This window comes from Streptomyces sp. NPDC042346 (assembly GCF_055581845.1).
This window is the reverse complement of the sequence record NZ_JBVJEH010000004.1, coordinates 691,452-707,146: the sequence shown is the minus strand read 5'-3', so window position 1 is coordinate 707,146 and position 15,695 is coordinate 691,452. Positions and strand designations below refer to the sequence as shown.

17 protein-coding genes are annotated in these 15,695 nt (G+C 72.7%); 12 read left to right on the top strand and 5 right to left on the bottom strand.

Annotation, left to right across the window (positions count from 1 at the left end; translation table 11 throughout):
• Positions 1-64 precede the first annotated feature (64 nt).
• On the top strand, positions 65-1,123 hold the full coding sequence (locus ACZ6K0_RS21265) for an aldo/keto reductase (RefSeq protein ID WP_469231388.1): 1,059 nt from the start codon (positions 65-67) through the stop codon (positions 1,121-1,123).
• A gap of 87 nt (positions 1,124-1,210) precedes the next feature.
• Here the strand turns inward: ACZ6K0_RS21265 and ACZ6K0_RS21260 are convergent, their stop codons facing one another.
• Positions 1,211-2,071: a helix-turn-helix transcriptional regulator gene (locus tag ACZ6K0_RS21260; protein ID WP_376398200.1), complete on the bottom strand. Its 861-nt coding sequence runs from the start codon at positions 2,069-2,071 to the stop codon at positions 1,211-1,213.
• Between the two features lie 155 nt (positions 2,072-2,226).
• On the opposite strand from ACZ6K0_RS21260, the gene ACZ6K0_RS21255 reads away from it, so the two are divergent.
• Both ACZ6K0_RS21255 and ACZ6K0_RS21250 read left to right on the top strand, forming a co-directional pair.
• Entirely contained in the window at positions 2,227-3,087 is an 861-nt protein-coding gene (locus ACZ6K0_RS21255) for an alpha/beta fold hydrolase (RefSeq protein ID WP_469231386.1), read from the top strand.
• A 16-nt stretch (positions 3,088-3,103) separates the two neighbouring features.
• Complete coding sequence (locus ACZ6K0_RS21250) at positions 3,104-4,318, top strand: winged helix DNA-binding domain-containing protein (RefSeq protein ID WP_469231384.1); 1,215 nt, start codon at positions 3,104-3,106, stop codon at positions 4,316-4,318.
• A gap of 14 nt (positions 4,319-4,332) precedes the next feature.
• On the opposite strand, the gene ACZ6K0_RS21245 is transcribed toward ACZ6K0_RS21250, so the two are convergent.
• A complete protein-coding gene (locus ACZ6K0_RS21245; protein WP_376398190.1) occupies positions 4,333-4,962 on the bottom strand; it encodes a MarC family protein in 630 nt (209 codons plus the stop codon).
• 133 nt (positions 4,963-5,095) lie between these two features.
• On the opposite strand from ACZ6K0_RS21245, the gene ACZ6K0_RS21240 reads away from it, so the two are divergent.
• On the top strand, positions 5,096-5,512 hold the full coding sequence (locus ACZ6K0_RS21240) for a YciI family protein (protein WP_376398187.1): 417 nt from the start codon (positions 5,096-5,098) through the stop codon (positions 5,510-5,512).
• 46 nt (positions 5,513-5,558) lie between these two features.
• Here ACZ6K0_RS21240 and ACZ6K0_RS21235 read toward each other — a convergent pair whose 3' ends face one another.
• Positions 5,559-7,055, bottom strand: a complete 1,497-nt coding sequence (locus ACZ6K0_RS21235; protein ID WP_469231382.1) for an MFS transporter — start codon at positions 7,053-7,055, stop codon at positions 5,559-5,561.
• Positions 7,056-7,119: 64 nt separating this feature from the next.
• Here ACZ6K0_RS21235 and ACZ6K0_RS21230 point away from each other — a divergent pair, with 64 nt between their 5' ends.
• Together ACZ6K0_RS21230 and ACZ6K0_RS21225 are read left to right on the top strand one after the other, a co-directional pair.
• The gene (locus ACZ6K0_RS21230) at positions 7,120-7,794 is read left to right on the top strand and encodes a TetR/AcrR family transcriptional regulator (protein WP_469231380.1); all 675 of its coding nucleotides are present in this window, start codon (positions 7,120-7,122) and stop codon (positions 7,792-7,794) included.
• 107 nt (positions 7,795-7,901) lie between these two features.
• Entirely contained in the window at positions 7,902-8,189 is a 288-nt protein-coding gene (locus tag ACZ6K0_RS21225; protein WP_141299218.1) for a metal-sensitive transcriptional regulator, read from the top strand.
• 83 nt (positions 8,190-8,272) lie between these two features.
• Here the strand turns inward: ACZ6K0_RS21225 and wrbA are convergent, their stop codons facing one another.
• Positions 8,273-8,881: an NAD(P)H:quinone oxidoreductase gene (gene wrbA, locus ACZ6K0_RS21220; protein ID WP_376398178.1), complete on the bottom strand. Its 609-nt coding sequence runs from the start codon at positions 8,879-8,881 to the stop codon at positions 8,273-8,275.
• A gap of 167 nt (positions 8,882-9,048) precedes the next feature.
• On the opposite strand from wrbA, the gene ACZ6K0_RS21215 reads away from it, so the two are divergent.
• The 5 genes from ACZ6K0_RS21215 (at position 9,049) to ACZ6K0_RS21195 (ending at position 13,621) form a co-directional block, all read left to right on the top strand.
• The gene (locus tag ACZ6K0_RS21215) at positions 9,049-9,687 is read left to right on the top strand and encodes a TetR/AcrR family transcriptional regulator (RefSeq protein WP_469231377.1); all 639 of its coding nucleotides are present in this window, start codon (positions 9,049-9,051) and stop codon (positions 9,685-9,687) included.
• A gap of 74 nt (positions 9,688-9,761) precedes the next feature.
• Positions 9,762-10,322 carry an RBBP9/YdeN family alpha/beta hydrolase gene (locus ACZ6K0_RS21210; RefSeq protein WP_376398172.1) on the top strand — a complete coding sequence of 187 codons (561 nt, stop codon included), beginning with the start codon at positions 9,762-9,764 and terminating at the stop codon, positions 10,320-10,322.
• A gap of 10 nt (positions 10,323-10,332) precedes the next feature.
• Positions 10,333-11,283, top strand: a complete 951-nt coding sequence (gene pip / locus ACZ6K0_RS21205; protein WP_376398170.1) for a prolyl aminopeptidase — start codon at positions 10,333-10,335, stop codon at positions 11,281-11,283.
• Between the two features lie 42 nt (positions 11,284-11,325).
• Complete coding sequence (locus ACZ6K0_RS21200) at positions 11,326-11,952, top strand: HhH-GPD-type base excision DNA repair protein (protein WP_469231375.1); 627 nt, start codon at positions 11,326-11,328, stop codon at positions 11,950-11,952.
• Positions 11,953-12,067: 115 nt separating this feature from the next.
• Entirely contained in the window at positions 12,068-13,621 is a 1,554-nt protein-coding gene (locus ACZ6K0_RS21195; RefSeq protein ID WP_469231373.1) for a M28 family metallopeptidase, read from the top strand.
• 19 nt (positions 13,622-13,640) lie between these two features.
• Here the strand turns inward: ACZ6K0_RS21195 and ACZ6K0_RS21190 are convergent, their stop codons facing one another.
• On the bottom strand, positions 13,641-15,251 hold the full coding sequence (locus tag ACZ6K0_RS21190; RefSeq protein ID WP_469231371.1) for a helicase HerA-like domain-containing protein: 1,611 nt from the start codon (positions 15,249-15,251) through the stop codon (positions 13,641-13,643).
• A 97-nt stretch (positions 15,252-15,348) separates the two neighbouring features.
• On the opposite strand from ACZ6K0_RS21190, the gene ACZ6K0_RS21185 reads away from it, so the two are divergent.
• Complete coding sequence (locus ACZ6K0_RS21185) at positions 15,349-15,645, top strand: type II toxin-antitoxin system VapB family antitoxin (RefSeq protein WP_017240525.1); 297 nt, start codon at positions 15,349-15,351, stop codon at positions 15,643-15,645.
• Positions 15,646-15,695: the final 50 nt, after the last annotated feature.

Below are 15,695 nucleotides of genomic sequence, written 5' to 3'. Positions count from 1 at the left end.
CCCGTCAGCCCCGGCGGCCTTTCGCTCTTGCCTTGGAGCGCACTCTCATTCCTAGAGTGCGCGCATGCGCTATCGAACACTCGGCGGGACCGGGATCGACGTCAGCACCTACTGCCTCGGCACCATGATGTTCGGTGCCGTCGGCAATCCCGACCACGAGGAATCCGTACGGATCATCCACGCCGCCCTCGACCAGGGCATCAACTTCGTGGACACCGCCGACATGTACTCGGCCGGGGAGTCCGAGGAGATCGTCGGCAAGGCGCTGCGCGACTCCCGGCGCCGCGAGGAGACCGTCCTCGCCACCAAGGTGTACTTCCCGATGGGCGGCGAGGGCCCCAACAAGGGCGGGCTGTCCCGCCGTTGGATCACCCTCGCCGTCGAGAACAGCCTGCGGCGGCTCGGTACCGACTGGATCGACCTCTACCAGGTCCACCGGCCCGACCCCGGTACGGACATCGAGGAGACCCTCGACGTCCTCGGCGACCTCGTCACCCAGGGGAAGATCCGGGCGTTCGGCTGCTCCACCTTCCCGGCCGAGGAGATCGTCGAGGCGCACGCCGTCGCCGAGCGACGCGGGCTGCGCCGCTTCCGCTCCGAGCAGCCGCCCTACTCGCTGCTCGCGCGCGGCGTGGAGGCGTCCGTGCTGCCCGTGGCCCAGCGGTACGGGATGGGGGTGCTGACCTGGAGCCCGCTCGCGTCCGGCTTCCTCACCGGCCGGTACCGCAAGGGCGCGCCGATCGACCTGACCAGCGGGCGGGCCGCGCTCACCCCGCACCGCTTCGACCCGACGCTGCCGGTCAACGCCGCGAAGCTCGACGCCGTCGAGGAGTTCGTCGCGCTGGCGGACGAGATCGGGTGCAGCCTGCCCGAGCTGGCGATCGCCTTCGTGACCGCGCACCCGGCGGTGACCTCCGTCATCCTCGGGCCGCGCACGATGGAGCAGCTGGAGGGACTCCTGAAGGGGGCGACGGTGGTGCTCGCGGACGAGATCCTCGACCGGATCGACGCGATCGTGCCGCCGGGGACGAACCTCTACCCGCCGGACGGCGTCTGGCGCCCCCGTGCCCTCACCGAATCGGGCCTGCGGCGGCGGCCGTTGGAGGAGCGGGCGGCGGGGTGAGACCAGGGCCGGGGTGGGTGGGTAGGTAGGTAGATAGGACTAGGGCCGGGCCGGAGCGAGACAGGGGCGCGGGCGGTGCCCGGGCGCCTATCCCCCCTGCGCCGGCGCGAACTGTTCCCCGCCCACCACCCTGAGCAGCGCCAGTCGTTCCCCCGCGTCCGTGCCCGGCGGCGGTGTGTGGATCACGAGCCGCTGCTCGCCCTCCGGGGCCAGCAGCACCTGGCAGTCCAGGTCCACCGGGCCGATCACCGGGTGCACGACCCGCATCCGGCTGTGCCGCCGGACCGCCACCTCGTGCAGCGCCCACAGCTCCGCGAACTCCTCGCTCGCCCCGCGCAGTCGCTCCACCAGACGGGCGCTTGCCGGGTCGCCGGAGCGGCGGCCGACGGCCGCGCGCAGGTCGGCGACGTGGAGGCGGCTGTAGTACGCGTGCTCCTCGGCCGGGTACGCCGCACGGCCCTCGGGGTCGGCGAACCAGCGCCACACCACGTTCCGCCCGTGCTCGGACACCGTGCACACGCCGCCGAGCAGGGCGCGGGCCATGGCGTTCTGGGCGAGGACGTCCCCGAGGTCGCTGAGGACCTGCGCCGGAGTCGTGTCCAGCTGGTCCAGGAGGTGCAGGAGGCCGGGTGAGACGTGGTCGCCCACGGTGGGCCCGGCGGGCGGGCGGTGCCCGGCGAGGAGGTGGAGGTGGTCCCGCCCGTCGGTGTCGAGGCGCAGCGCGCGGGCGAGCGCGGCCAGCATCTGGGGTGAGGGATGGGGGCCCCGGGCCTGCTCCAGGCGGATGTAGTAGTCGGCCGACATGCCGGCGAGCTGGGCGACCTCCTCGCGGCGCAGCCCGGGCGTACGGCGGCGGGGACCGGCCGGGAGGCCGGCGTCCTGCGGTCGGACCCGTTCGCGGGAGCGGCGCAGGAAGTCGGCGAGTTCGCGTCGGTCGATCGTCGTCATACGGACCATCCTGCCGGAGGAGCGGGGGCTCATCCAGGCCGTATCCAGGGACTGCCGATCCCAGGGTCGGAAGGGCTCTCCCGCCCGTTCCCGCAGGTCGGCAGAGTCCTCGGTGTCAGCCACTCACCCCCTCCACTCCACCGGGAGCAGCGATCATGGCCACCGTCACCGTCGGCACCGCCCACGTCCACTACGACGTCCAGGGCTCGGGCGCCGGTCCCGCCCTCCTCCTCGTCCACGGCACCGGTTCGGCCGGCTCCGCCCTCACCTGGGGCGGGACGACGCCCCGCTTCACCGTCGACCGCACGGTGATCACGCTGGATCTGTCCGGTGCCGACCTGACCGTCGACGACGGCGGGCCGCTGACCGTCGAGTCGCTCGCCGCGCAGGTGATCGCGGTGATCGAGGCGGCGGGTACCGGGCCGGTCGACCTGCTCGGCTTCTCGATGGGCTCCCCGGTATCGGCGGCCGTCGCCGCCCTCCGCCCCGACCTGGTGAACAAGCTGGTGCTGGTGGCGGGTTGGGCGTACACGGACGGCGACGAGTACCTGCGGAACCTGTTCACGCTGTGGCAGCGGCTCGGTACGTACGATCCGGCGGGCTTCGGGCGGAGCGTGACGATGACCGGGTTCAGCCGCGGCTTCCTCAACGGCATCGGCCGCGAGGGCGTCGAGGGGCTCATCCCGAACATGCCGCCCACTCCCGGCACCCTGCGGCACGTGGCGCTCGACCTGGAGGTCGACATCCGGGAGCTGCTGCCCCGGATCACGGCGGAGACGCTGGTCGTGGGGTGCGCTCAGGACGCGACCGTACCGGTGGAGAACAGCCGGGCGCTGCACGCGGCGATCGACGGCAGCACGTACGCGGAGATCGACGCCGGGCATGTCGTCTTCTTCGAGAAGGAGGACGAGTTCGTGGAGACGGTGACGGGCTTCCTCGGCTCCTCCGGGCGCTCCTCCGGACGCTCCTTCGTCGGCTCCCCCGTCGGTTCGCTCGTCGGTTCGGGGCGCTCCTGACTTCATGCTTGGCCCCATGAGTGAGACGCGTACGAGAACGATCGGCGACGCCGAGCGCAGGGCCCGGCTCGCGGTGCGGCACCGGCTGGCCGGGGCCGCGCGGGCGGCGACGGCGGAGGAGGTCGGGGACTCCTTGGTGGCGCTGCACGGGACGGACCCGGCGAGTGTGTTCCTCGCGGTGGGGGCGCGGCTGGCGGGGGACGCCGGGCCCGTCGGGGAGCTGGAGCGGGCACTGTACGAGGACGGGTCCCTGATCCGGATGCACGGCATGCGGCACACGGTCTTCGTGTTCCCGTCCTCCCTCGCGCCGGCCGTGCGGTCCTCGACGGCCCTCCCGGCGGCCGTCCGTGAACGGGCCGTGCTCGTACGCCACTTGGCGGAGGGAAGCTCCTTCGACGAGGACTGGCTGGCGGAGACCGAGCGGCTCGTCCTCGCCGAACTGGCCGTCCGCGGGGAGGCGACCGGCACCGAACTGGGCGCGGCCGTACCGAGGTTGCGGGAGACGTACGTGTACGGGCCGGGCACGCGCCAGGAGGGCGTCCAGTCCGTGGCGAGCCGGGTGCTGCGGATCCTCGGCATGGAGGGGCGGATCGTCCGGGGGCGGCCGCAGGGGACGTGGACGTCGAGCCGCTTCCGCTGGACGCTCCCGTACGCGCGCACCGGGGAGGCCCCCGCTGCGGAGCTCCCGGCCCCGGAGGTCCCGGCCGCGGAGGCGCGGGCCGAGCTGATCGGGCGCTGGCTGGCGGCCTGCGGGCCGGCGAGCGAGGCGGATCTGAAGTGGTGGACGGGGTGGAAGGTCACCGACGTGCGCGGGGCGCTCGCCGCGGTGGGGGCGGTGCCGGTGACGCTGGCCCACGGGACGGGCTTCGTCCTGCCGGACGACCTCGACCCCGTACCGGCACCGGAGCCGTGGGCGGCGCTGCTGCCCGCGCTGGACCCGACGGCGATGGGCTGGCAGGCCCGGGACTGGTACCAGGACCCGGAGCACCGGGCCGCGCTGTACGACCGCAGCGGGAACATCGCGCCGACGGTGTGGTGGGACGGCCGGATCGTCGGGGTGTGGGCGCAGCGGCCGGACGGGGTGATCGCCCGCCGCCTGCTGGCCGACGTGGGCCGGGAGGCGGAGCGGGCGATCGGGGCGGAGGCGGAGCGGCTGGCGGCGTGGGTGGGGGACGTACGCGTGACACCCCGGTTCCGTACGCCCCTGGAACGGGAGCTCGCCGCGACCTGATCACCGGCACCCGCCTACTCGGTGTCGCCGAGTCCGGGGACCCCCAGCTCGGCGAGGCCGTTGAGGACGAGGTCGACGCCGACCGCGGCGAGCAGCAGGCCGAGGAGCCGGCCGAGGAGCTCGATGGTGGTTCCTTTGGCTCGGCGCAGGACGCCGGCGAGGAGCAGGACGCAGGCCAGGTCGAGGGCGATGACGGCCGCGTACGCGAGGACGACGGTCGAGCGCCAGCCGAAGGAGTCGCCGGAGGCGCCCCCGATGAGGATCGCCGTCATGGCGAGGGGGCTCACGACGTACGGCGTGAGCAGCTCGCGCACTCCGCTGACCAGGTCCGGGGCGTCCTGGTGGACGCTGACGGGGCCGATGTGGAGACCGAGGACGAGCCCGAGGGCGTAGAGGAAGAAGATGACGCCGCCCGCGAGCATGAGCGCGGGCGTGCTGATGTGGAAGAGATCGAGCAGCCACGGGGCCGTGATGCCGGTGCCCACTCCGACGAGGACGGCCAGGCCCGAGGAGACGAGGGCGATGGAGCGCAGCTGGCGGGCGGAGTGGATCTGGGCGAGGCCGGCGAACGAGAGGAGCACCTTGGGCGGGCCGACGACGGAGAAGAAGGCGATGAAGGCGGTGGAGAAGCTGAGTGCGTGCACCCTGGAATCATGGGTCGGTCGGGTGATTTCTCCCGTCTTTCCGGCTGTTGTCCGCGCGGTGTCGAGAACCGTCCGCCGGCTCCGACTCTCCTGCGAAAGGGCAGAAACGGAACCCGGAGGCTAGGAGGACGTCATGAAGTACCTGGTGATGGTGCAGGGCTCGCAGGCCGACTACGAGGCGATGGTGGGCCGCGGCTCCGCCGGGAGCCCCGCCTGGGACAAGGCGGCGCTCAAGACGATGTTCGAGCACATGAACGCGATCAACACCGAGCTGACCGCCCGTGGCGAGATGCTCGACGCCCAGGGCCTCGCCGCCCCGTCCACGACCCGCTTCGTGACGGTGGACGGGGAGGGCAGGCCGGTCGTCACCGACGGCCCGTACGCGGAGACCAAGGAAGTCCTCGCCGGCTACTGGCTCCTCGACTGCGCCTCACTGGACCGCGTCACGGAGATCGCCGCCCAGGTGGCCCGCTGCCCGGTCCCGGCCGGCTCCCCCGAGTACGCGGTGGTGATCCGGCCGGTCGACGAGGGCGGTCCGAGCCAGGACTGAAGGCAGGACTGAAGGCAGGGCTGAGAGGGCGACCTGGCTCCCTTCCTCAGTGCATCCCGTGGGGGCCGCCCGTCGGGCGGGGGGTGCCCCGGGGGATGAGGAAGGGGGCGGCCAGGGCCGCCGCGGCCGCCGCTGCCGTGCAGAGGGTGAAGGCCGCCGTGAAGCCGGCCGGCGTCGCCTCCGTCGTGGCGGTGAGGGCGAGGGTGGACACGGCGGCGATGCCGATGGAGCCGCCGACCTCGTGGAAGGTGTTGACGATGCCGGAGGCGAGGCCGGCCTCGTGCGGGGCGATCAGGCCGAGGGAGGTGGTGGTCGCCGCGACGAAGACCGCGCCCAGGCCGAAGGAGGCCGTGGCGAGGGCCGGCAGGAGGGTGGCCCAGGGGTTGGCGCCCGGGGTGAGGAAGGTCAGCGGCAGGCAGCCGAGGGCCGCCAGGGCCAGGCCGCCGGTGGCGCAGGCGCGCGGGCCCGCCGTCGTCACCAGGCGCGAGCCGAGGTGGGCGCCGATCGCGGTGGTCAGGGCGATCGGGAGGAAGAGCAGGCCGGTGCGGAGGGCCCCGAGGCCGTAGACGTGCTGGAGCTGCATCGAGCCCAGGAAGAAGAACGAGATCAGCAGCGCCGTCGCGACCAGCATGAGCAGGGAGCCCGCCACGACCGGGCGCCGCTTCAGCATCCTCAGGTCCATCAGCGGGGCGCTGCTCGCCCGCTCGACCGCGGCGAAGACCCCGTAGAGCGCGAGCGCGCCGAGCAGCGGCAGCAGGGTCGCCGCGGAGGCCCAGCCGGAGTCGCCCGCCTGCACGAGGCCGTACACGAGCGCGCCGGTGGCCGTGGTCACGAGGAGGGCGCCGGGGACGTCCAGGCGGGTGTGCGTACGGGAACGGGCGGCGGTGTCCGCGGGGAGGACGCGCGGGAGCGCGGCCAGCAGGGCCAGGCCCACCGGGACGTTGACGTAGAAGACCCAGGGCCAGCCCGGTCCTTCCGTGAGGGCGCCGCCGAGCAGGACGCCGACGGCCGAGCCGGTGCCGCCGATCGCCGCCCAGGCGCCGAGGGCCTTGGCCCGCTCGGCGCCGTGGAAGGCGGTCGTGACGAGGGCGAGCGCGGCCGGGGAGAGGAGCGCGGCGCCGATGCCCTGGGCGATGCGGCCGCCGAGCAGCACGGGGGCGTTCGCCGCGAGGCCGCAGACCAGGGACGCCGTGGTGAAGAGGGCGAGTCCGGCGAGGAGGACGCGGCGGGCGCCCAGGGCGTCGGCGAGGCGGCCGCCGAGGAGCATGAGCCCGCCGAAGCAGAGCGTGTACGCGGTGACGACCCAGGTCAGGGCGGTGCGCCCGAGGTCGAGGTCGGCGGAGAGGGCGGGCAGCGCGACGTTCACGACGGTGACGTCGAGGATCAGCATGAACTGGGCCGCGCAGATCAGGGCGAGGGCCGTCCAGCGGCGGGGATGCGGGTCGCCGTGGGGGTGCTGGGGGGCCGAGTGGCCAGGGGTGGCGGGGGCGGAAGGTGTGGAGTGGGCAGGGGTGTGGGCTTGGGCGTCCGGGTGAGCCGTCATAACTGAACTGTACGGCACAGTACAGTTGAACTCAACGGTACAGTTCGGTTGTAGGGTGACCGGTATGAACGCGCAGCCCTCGGACGGTCCCGCCGCATCCAAGCCCGCACCCACCGGGGCCCGCGCCGCCCGCAAGCGGCAGGCCGTCGTACGGGCCGCCCGCGACCTCTTCCTCCGCGAGGGCTTCGGCGTCGGCATGGACGCCATCGCCGCCGAGGCGGGCGTCTCCAAGGTCACCGTCTACAACCACTTCGGCAGCAAGGAAGCGCTCTTCACCGCCGTCGTCGCCGGCGCCCTCGACGAGCCCCTGGCCTCGGGAGAGGGCGCGGAAGGGCCGGACCTCGCGCTGCTCGTCGCCGCCGAGGGGCCCGACGCGCTCAAGGCCGCCCTCACCGACGCCGGCCACGCCTGGGCCCGGGCCGTACGCGCCGACGACGAGGGCCGCGCCCTGCGCACGCTCGTCGCCACCGAGCTCCACCGATTCCCCGAGCTGGGCCGCGCCTGGCGCGCCCACGGCCCGGCCGGCCACCACCCCGCCGTCGCGGACGCGCTGCGCGCCCTCGCCGACCGGGGCCTCCTGGAGATCCCCGACCTGGAGGTCGCGGTCCTCCAGCTCTACTCGCTGCTGGTCTTCCCGCAGATGGTCTTCGAGCAGTACGGGACGGAGCTCGCCGAGGGGCTGAGCGAGCGGCTCGTCACGGACGGGGTCGAGATGTTCCTCCGCCGCTACGCCGCCTGAGACGCACGACACCTCCCGAGCCTCGCCGCAAGTGTCATCCTTGGTCTTCGGCGTAGCCCCGTGCTGGGGAGTAAATTACCCCCTGGGGTATCTGTGGAGGAGTCATCGTGGAACTCGATCTCGCGGGCGCGGAGCTCAAGGCCGTACTGAACCGGCTGCGCCGGGCCCAGGGCCAGATCGCCGGCGTGATCCGGATGATCGAGGAGGGGCGCGACTGCGAGGAGGTCGTGACCCAGCTCGCCGCCGCCTCCCGCGCCCTCGACCGGGCCGGGTTCGCGATCATCGCGACCGGGCTCCAGCAGTGCCTGACCGACATCGAGGACGGCCGGAAGAACGGCGAGGACCGCGATGCCATGCGGGCGCGCCTGGAGAAGCTCTTCCTGTCGCTGGCATAGAGCCACCCTGACCAGAGACGCCGAGCGCCCCCGGGATGTCCCCGGGGGCGCTCGGCATTTCTCACGTACTCAGTCGCCAGTCGTCAGTCGTCCGCGAGGCCCTTCAGGCGCTTCGCGATCCGCGTCAGGCGGGCGCCCTGGTACCGGGCGGCCTGGAGGACGTTCTCCTCCGGGGCGCCGTTGGCGCCGGGGTGGGAGGTGCCGTAGGGGTTGCCGCCGGCCGCGTACACGGCCGGGTCGGTGAAGCCGGGCGAGACGATGACCGAGCCCCAGTGGTGGAAGGTGTTGTAGAGCGCGAGCAGCGTCGACTCGTTGCCGCCGTGGACGTTGTGGGCGCTGGTGAAGGCGGTGGCGGCCTTGTCCGCCATGACGCCGCGCTGCCACAGGCCGCCCGAGGTGTCGACGTACTGCTTGAGCTGGGCGGCGACGTTGCCGAAGCGGGTCGGGGAACCCAGCGCGTACGCGTCGGCCCACTCCAGGTCGTCCAGCGTGGCGGTCTCCACGTCACCCGTGGCGTCGACGTGGGCGCGCCAGGCCGGGTTCGCGTCGATGGCGGCGTCGGGGGCGAGCTCGGACACCCGGCGCAGGCGGACCTCCGCGCCGGCCTTCTCTGCGCCCTCGGCGACGGCCTGGGCGAGCTGGTGGACGGCACCGGTGGCCGAGTAGTAGATGACGGCGACCTTGACGGACATGACGAACTCCCTCAACCGGATTCTTTTCCGCTTCGATGGTTCGAGGTTAAACGGATTGCTATCCGGTTTGCAAGGGCAGCAGGTATGCTCACTTCAAGGAGCGGCCGAGGGAACGCGGGGGAACACGGGCGAGCGCGGACGAACGCACGAAGGACAGGAGCCGGCAGATGAGCACGAGAGAACCGCAGAGCGGGAACGCGGCGGCGCCGATGCTCAGCCTGCTCCCCACCGTCGGCGGCGGCCCCGCCCCCGAGCGCGCCGACGCCGCCCGCAACCGGCGCAAGATCCTCGACGCGGCCGCCCGGATCGTCGCCGAGGACGGCCCCGAGGCCGTCACCATGAACCAGGTCGCCCACGCCAGCGGCATCGGCGTCGGCACCGTCTACCGCCGCTTCGGCGACGTCTCCCAGCTCCTGTGGGCCCTGCTCGACGACCGCGAGCGCCAGTTCCAGGAGGCGTACATGAGCGGCCCGCCGCCGCTCGGGCCCGGCGCCCCGGCCGCCGAGCGGCTCGACGCCTTCCTCGACGCGCTCGTCGACCGGGTCGGCGAGCAGCGCGAGATCCTGCTCGCCGCCCACTCCGCGGCGCCCCGCGCCCGCTACCACAGCGGTGCCTACCGGGTGATGCACACCCATGTCGCGCTGCTCATCGGGGAGTTGAGGCCCGGCTCCGACGCCACGCTCCTCGCGCACCTGACGCTCGCCTCGTTCTCGCCGGACGTCATGCACCACCTGACGGTCGAGCAGGAGCTGTCGAGCGAGCGCCTGAAGGCGGGCGTACGGGAGCTGCTGACCCTGCGGGGCTGACCGTCCGCCGGTTCCCGCGCCCGCTCCGTGGACGGTGGTGGACCGGGAGCGGGCGGCGGTCGCAGGATCGTGCCATGACCACGTACCTGATCCTGCACGGCTTCCAGAACCACCGTCCCGCCGGCCACTGGCAGCACTGGCTCGCCGGGGAGCTGCGGGCGCGCGGCCACGAGGTGCGCTACCCGCAGCTGCCCGAGGCGGACGCGCCCGTCCTCGCGGACTGGCTCGCGGCCCTGGAGGAGCACGGGAAGCGCCCGGCCGAGGGCGAGTTCACGGTCCTCGCGCACAGCCTGTCGGTGCTGCTGTGGCTGCGGGCCGGGGAGCGGCGGCCGGCCGCCGACCGGGTGCTGCTCGTCGCCCCGCCCTCGCCGCCGGTGACCGCGTCCATCCCGGAGATCGCCGCGTTCGCCGACGGCCTCGACCTGGCGGAGAAGGGCCTGGCGGCCCGGCTCGTGTACGGGGACGGCGACCCGTACTGCCCCGAGGGCGCCGACGTCCACTACGGCACCCCGCTCGGCCTCGACACGGACCACGTCCCGGGCGGCGCGCACCTCAACCCCGATTCGGGGTACGGGGAATGGGCCTCGCTCCTGGAATGGTGCGAGGACCCGGCGGTGCGCGTCCGGGGTCGGTAGCCTCGGTCGGATGTACTCCGAGACCGCACCGTACGACCAGGGCCTGCTCGACGTGGGCGACGGCAACCTCGTCCACTGGGAGGTGTCCGGCAACCCGGCGGGCAGGCCCGCGCTCGTCGTGCACGGCGGGCCGGGCTCCGGGTCCTCGCCGCGCAACCGGCGCTACTTCGACCCGGCGGCGTACCGGGTCGTCCTCTTCGACCAGCGCGGCTGCGGGCGCTCCACCCCGCACGCGAGCGACCCGGCCGCCGACCTGTCCGTGAACACCACCGCGCACCTGGTGGCCGACATGGAGCGGCTGCGCGAGCACCTCGGGATCGACCGCTGGCTGCTGTACGGCGGCTCCTGGGGCTCCACGCTGATCCTGGCGTACGCGGAGGCGTACCCGGAGCGCGTCACGGAGATCGTCATCGCGGCCGTCACGACCACCCGCCGCTCCGAGACGGCCTGGCTGTACGAGGGCGTCGGCCGGTTCTTCCCGGAGGCCCACGACCGCTTCCGCGCCGGGGTCGACGGGGCCGCGACCGACGGGGCCGCCGAGCTCGTGAGCGCGTACGCCGCCCGGATGAACGACCCCGACAGGGCCGTACGGGAGAAGGCGGCGGCCGACTGGTGCGCCTGGGAGGACGCCGTCCTGTCGATGGAGGGCCAGGGCACCCCGTACACCGACCGGGTCGACGACACCCGGCTCGGCTTCGTCCGGATCTGCTCGCACTACTTCGCCCACGGCGCCTGGCTGGCGGAGGGCGCCCTGATCCGCGACGCGCACCGGCTCGCCGGAATCCCCGGCGTCCTGATCCACGGCAGGCTCGACATGGGCGGCCCGCTCGCCACCGCCTGGGAGCTCTCCCGCGCCTGGCCGGACGCCGAACTGCACGTGGTCGAGGACGCCGGCCACCTGGGCGGCGAGCAGACCCGGAAGCTGGTCCTGGCGGCCCTGGACCGCTTCGCGATGGGGTGAACCCACCGGGCGGACGCCCGGCGCGGGCGGGATGATCGGTTCATGAGCACCAAGCCCCAGGCCCCCGAGATCCATCTCGCCCAGCAGCCCGAGGCCGACGAGCTGCTCGGGCGTTCGCCGCTCGCCGCGCTCGTCGGCATGCTCCTGGACCAGCAGGTCCCGATGGAGTGGGCGTTCTCCGGCCCGTACACGATCGCCTCACGGCTCGGGGCGGACGATCTCGACGCCCACGAGATCGCCGTCCGCGACCCGGAGGAGTTCGCCGCGCTGCTCTCCGAGAAGCCGGCCGTGCACCGCTACCCGGGCTCGATGGCCCAGCGCGTGCAGCAGCTCTGCCGGTTCCTGGTCGAGGAGTACGGGGGCGACGCCGAGGCCGTCTGGGCGGACGCGGCCACCGGGAAGGAGCTGCTCGCGCGGCTCCAGGCGCTGCCCGGCTTCGGGAAGCAGAAGGCGCAGATCTTCCTGGCGCTGCTCGGCAAGCAGTACGGGGTGCGGCCCACGGGCTGGCGGGAGGCGGCGGGGCCGTACGGCGAGCAGGGCTCGTACCGCTCGGCCGCCGACATCACCGGGCCCGAGTCGCTCGCGAAGGTGCGCGCCCACAAGCAGGAGATGAAGGCCGCCGCGAAGGCGGCGAAAGCCACCAAGAGCAGCAAATCATCCGGGAATTGATAATTCCAGATGTCAATCCTGCTCAAGGTGACAGGAATTGCGCAGAACCTGTTCACAGAACCCCCCTGAGATCGCTAACTTCCCCTCAACCTCGTCCGTACCGGGAAGGACTTCTGTGAACGCAACCCAGCGCCGTGCCGCGGCCATTCTGGCCGCCGCCGCCCTCGCCACCCCGCTGGTGCTCGCCTCTCCCGCCACCGCCGGCCAGGACCCCGCGGCCGCGCCGGCCCGCGACGCCGCCAAGCTGGCGAAGAAGCTGGTCCGCGAGACCTCCGGCCAGGACGCCTTCAAGCACCTGCAGAAGTTCCAGGCGATAGCCGACTCGGCCGGCGGCAACCGCGCGGCCGGTTCGCTGGGGCACGACGCCTCCGCCGCGTACGTCTACACGCAGCTCAAGAAGGCCGGCTACGACGTCCGGTACCAGAAGTTCGAGTTCCTCTTCACGGAGACGCTCGCCGAGAAGGCCTCCGTCGTCTCGCCCGCGCCCCGCACGCTCGACGTCAAGGCGATGACGTACACCAAGTCCACCCCGGTCGGCGGCCTCACGGCGGCCCTCGCGGCCGTGCCCGTCGACGCCGACGGCACCACCGGCTGCGAGCCGGGCGACTTCGCCTCCGGCACCTTCACCGGCAAGATCGCCCTGATCAAGCGCGGTGGCTGCAGCTTCGCCATCAAGCAGCAGAACGCCGCCACGGCCGGCGCCGCCGCCGCCCTCGTCTACAACAACGTCGACGGCGTCCTCTCCGGCACCCTCGGCGACCCCGCCTCCGGGAAGCTCCCGACCGGCGGTCTCACCCTGGCCGAGGGCACGGCGCTCACCACCGACCTCGCGAACGGCCCGGTCTCGCTCTCCGTGGAGATCCGCCAGCTCCAGGAGAAGCGTTCCACCAACAACGTCATCGCGGAGACCAGGGGCGGCAACGCCGCCAACACCGTGATGCTCGGCTCGCACCTCGACTCCGTCACCGCCGGCCCCGGCATCAACGACAACGGCTCCGGCTCCGCCGGCCTCCTCCAGACCGCCCTGGAGCTCGCCAAGTCGAAGGACAAGGTCCGCAACAAGGTCCGCTTCGCCTGGTGGTCCGCGGAGGAGAACGGCCTCCTCGGCTCCGAGCACTACGTGGACAACCTCACCGCGCTCGACAAGAGCGAGATCAAGCTCTACCTCAACTTCGACATGATCGCCTCGCCGAACTACGGCCTGTTCGTGTACGACGGCGACAACTCCGACGGCGTCGGCGCCGAGGCGGGCCCGGAGGGCTCGGCCCAGCTGGAGCGCGACATCAACGACTTCATGGACCAGCGCGGGGTCCCGCACGAGGGCACCGACTTCACCGGCCGCTCCGACTACGGCCCGTTCATCGCGGTCGGCATCCCCTCCGGCGGCACCTTCACCGGCGCCGAGGGCATCAAGACCGCCGCCCAGGCCGCCAAGTACGGCGGCGAGGCGGGCGTCGCGTACGACGTGAACTACCACGCCAAGGGCGACGACATCCGCAACATCAACATGAAGGCCTTCGACGTCAACATCGACGTCATCGCCAACGCCGTGGGCACCTACGCCCACGACATCTCCTCCCTGCGCAAGCCGGTCGTCTCCGTTCCGACCACCGGTGACGCGGGCAGCGGCGGCGGCCTGCACGACGACCACCACGAGGTCACCGAGTAGCACGCGGTCCACGGGGAGGTCAGCGCCTCCGGCGGGCCGTCCCGAAGATCGAGCGGCTGATCTCCCGGCCCAGCTGGGTGCCGACCGACCGGGCGAGGGACTTGAAGATCCCACTGCCCACCACCTGTTCGGCGAGCGAGGGCTCCGGCTTCGGAGCCCTCGCTCCCTGCTGTCCGGACGCCGTCCCGCCCTTCTCGGCCTCCTTCTCGGCCTCCTTCGCCGCCGCTTCGAGCGCCGCCGCCTCCGCCGCCCGCTGCTCCGCCGTCAGCCGCTCGTACGCCGACTCCCGGTCCACCGCCTGCGCGTACCGCCCGTACAGCGGCGACCCCTTCACGGCGGCGTCCAGGGCGGCCGCGTCGATCGGCCCCATCAGCGACTCGGGCGCCCGCAGCCGCGTCGCCGCCACCGGCGTCGGCGCGCCCTTCTCGCTCAGTACGGTGACCACCGCCTCGCCCGTACCGAGGCCCGTGAGCACCTCCTCCAGGTCGTACGGGGAGTTCGGGAAGGTCCGCACCGTCGCCTTCAGGGCCTTCGCGTCGTCCGGGGTGAACGCGCGCAGCGCGTGCTGCACCCGGTTGCCGAGCTGGGCGAGCACGTCCGAGGGAACGTCCTTCGGCGTCTGGGTCACGAAGAAGATCCCCACGCCCTTCGAGCGGATCAGCCGGACCGTCTGCGTGATCGACTCCAGGAACGCCTTCGACGCCCCCTTGAACAGCAGGTGCGCCTCGTCGAAGAAGAAGACCAGCTTCGGCTGCTCCAGGTCGCCGACCTCCGGAAGGTCGTTGAAGAGGTCCGCCAGCATCCACATGAGGAAGGTCGAGAACAGCTGCGGCTTGTCCTGCACGGCCGGCAGCTCCAGGACCGAGACGGTCCCCCGCCCGTCCGCCGCCGTCCGCAGGAACTCGTTCGTGTCGAACTCCGGCTCCCCGAAGAACTCCCCCGCGCCCTGCTGCTCGAACGCCGTGATGGACCGCAGGATCACCCCGGCCGTCACCGTCGAGAGCCCGCCGATCCCCTTCAGTTCGGCCTTCCCGGTGTCCGAGACCAGGAAGGCCACCACCGCCCGCAGGTCCTTGAGGTCGACGAGCTCCAGGCCCTTGGAGTCGGCGTAGTGGAAGATCAGGCCGAGCGACTGCTCCTGCGTCCGGTTGAGCTGGAGCACCTTGGAGAGCAGGACCGGGCCGAAGCTGGTCACCGTGGCCCGCACCGGGATGCCGGGGCCGATGCCCCCGAGCCCGTAGAACTCGCAGGGGAAGCCCGTACCCCGCCACTCCTGGCCGACCTGGGCGGCCCGCTCCCGCACCTTCTCGCCGTCCGCGCCGGGGGCCGAGATCCCCGAGACGTCGCCCTTGATGTCGGCGAGGAAGACCGGCACGCCATGGGCCGAGAGCTGCTCGGCGATCAGCTGGAGCGTCTTCGTCTTGCCGGTGCCGGTGGCGCCGGCGACCAGACCGTGGCGGTTGAGCATCGGCAGCGGGATGCGCACCGGCGCGTCCGGGTGACATGCACCGTCCCAGAGCAGCGCCCCCAGATCGAGTGCCGCACCGTCGAAGGCGTACCCGGCGGCGATGTCGGCGGCGGGCCCGGCAAGGGGGGCGGGCGGCTGCGCGCTCTGCTCACTGACGCTCATGACGGCACCTTGATTTCGCTTTTGTCACGGTTCGCACCAGCATCCCACCGCCCTCGCGTGGCTGCGCCGGGAGCCGCTCGCCCGGTAGGCTTTCCGTGTGATCTTCAAGCGCATCGGAAACGGAAAGCCGTATCCCGACCACGGCCGGGAAAGCACCCGGCAGTGGGCTGACGTCGCCCCGCGCCCGGTCCGCCTCGACCAGCTCGTCACCACCAAGGGCCAGCTGGACCTGGAGACGCTGCTCGCCGAGGACTCCACCTTCTACGGCGACCTCTTCGCGCACGTCGTGAAGTGGCGCGGCGACCTCTACCTCGAGGACGGACTGCACCGCGCCGTCCGCGCGGCGCTCCAGCAGCGCCAGGTGCTGCACGCCCGCGTCCTGGAAATGGACTGACCGCCGAGTGACCCGCGGCTGACCCTTTCGGGGTCAGTTCGCCCCCATCC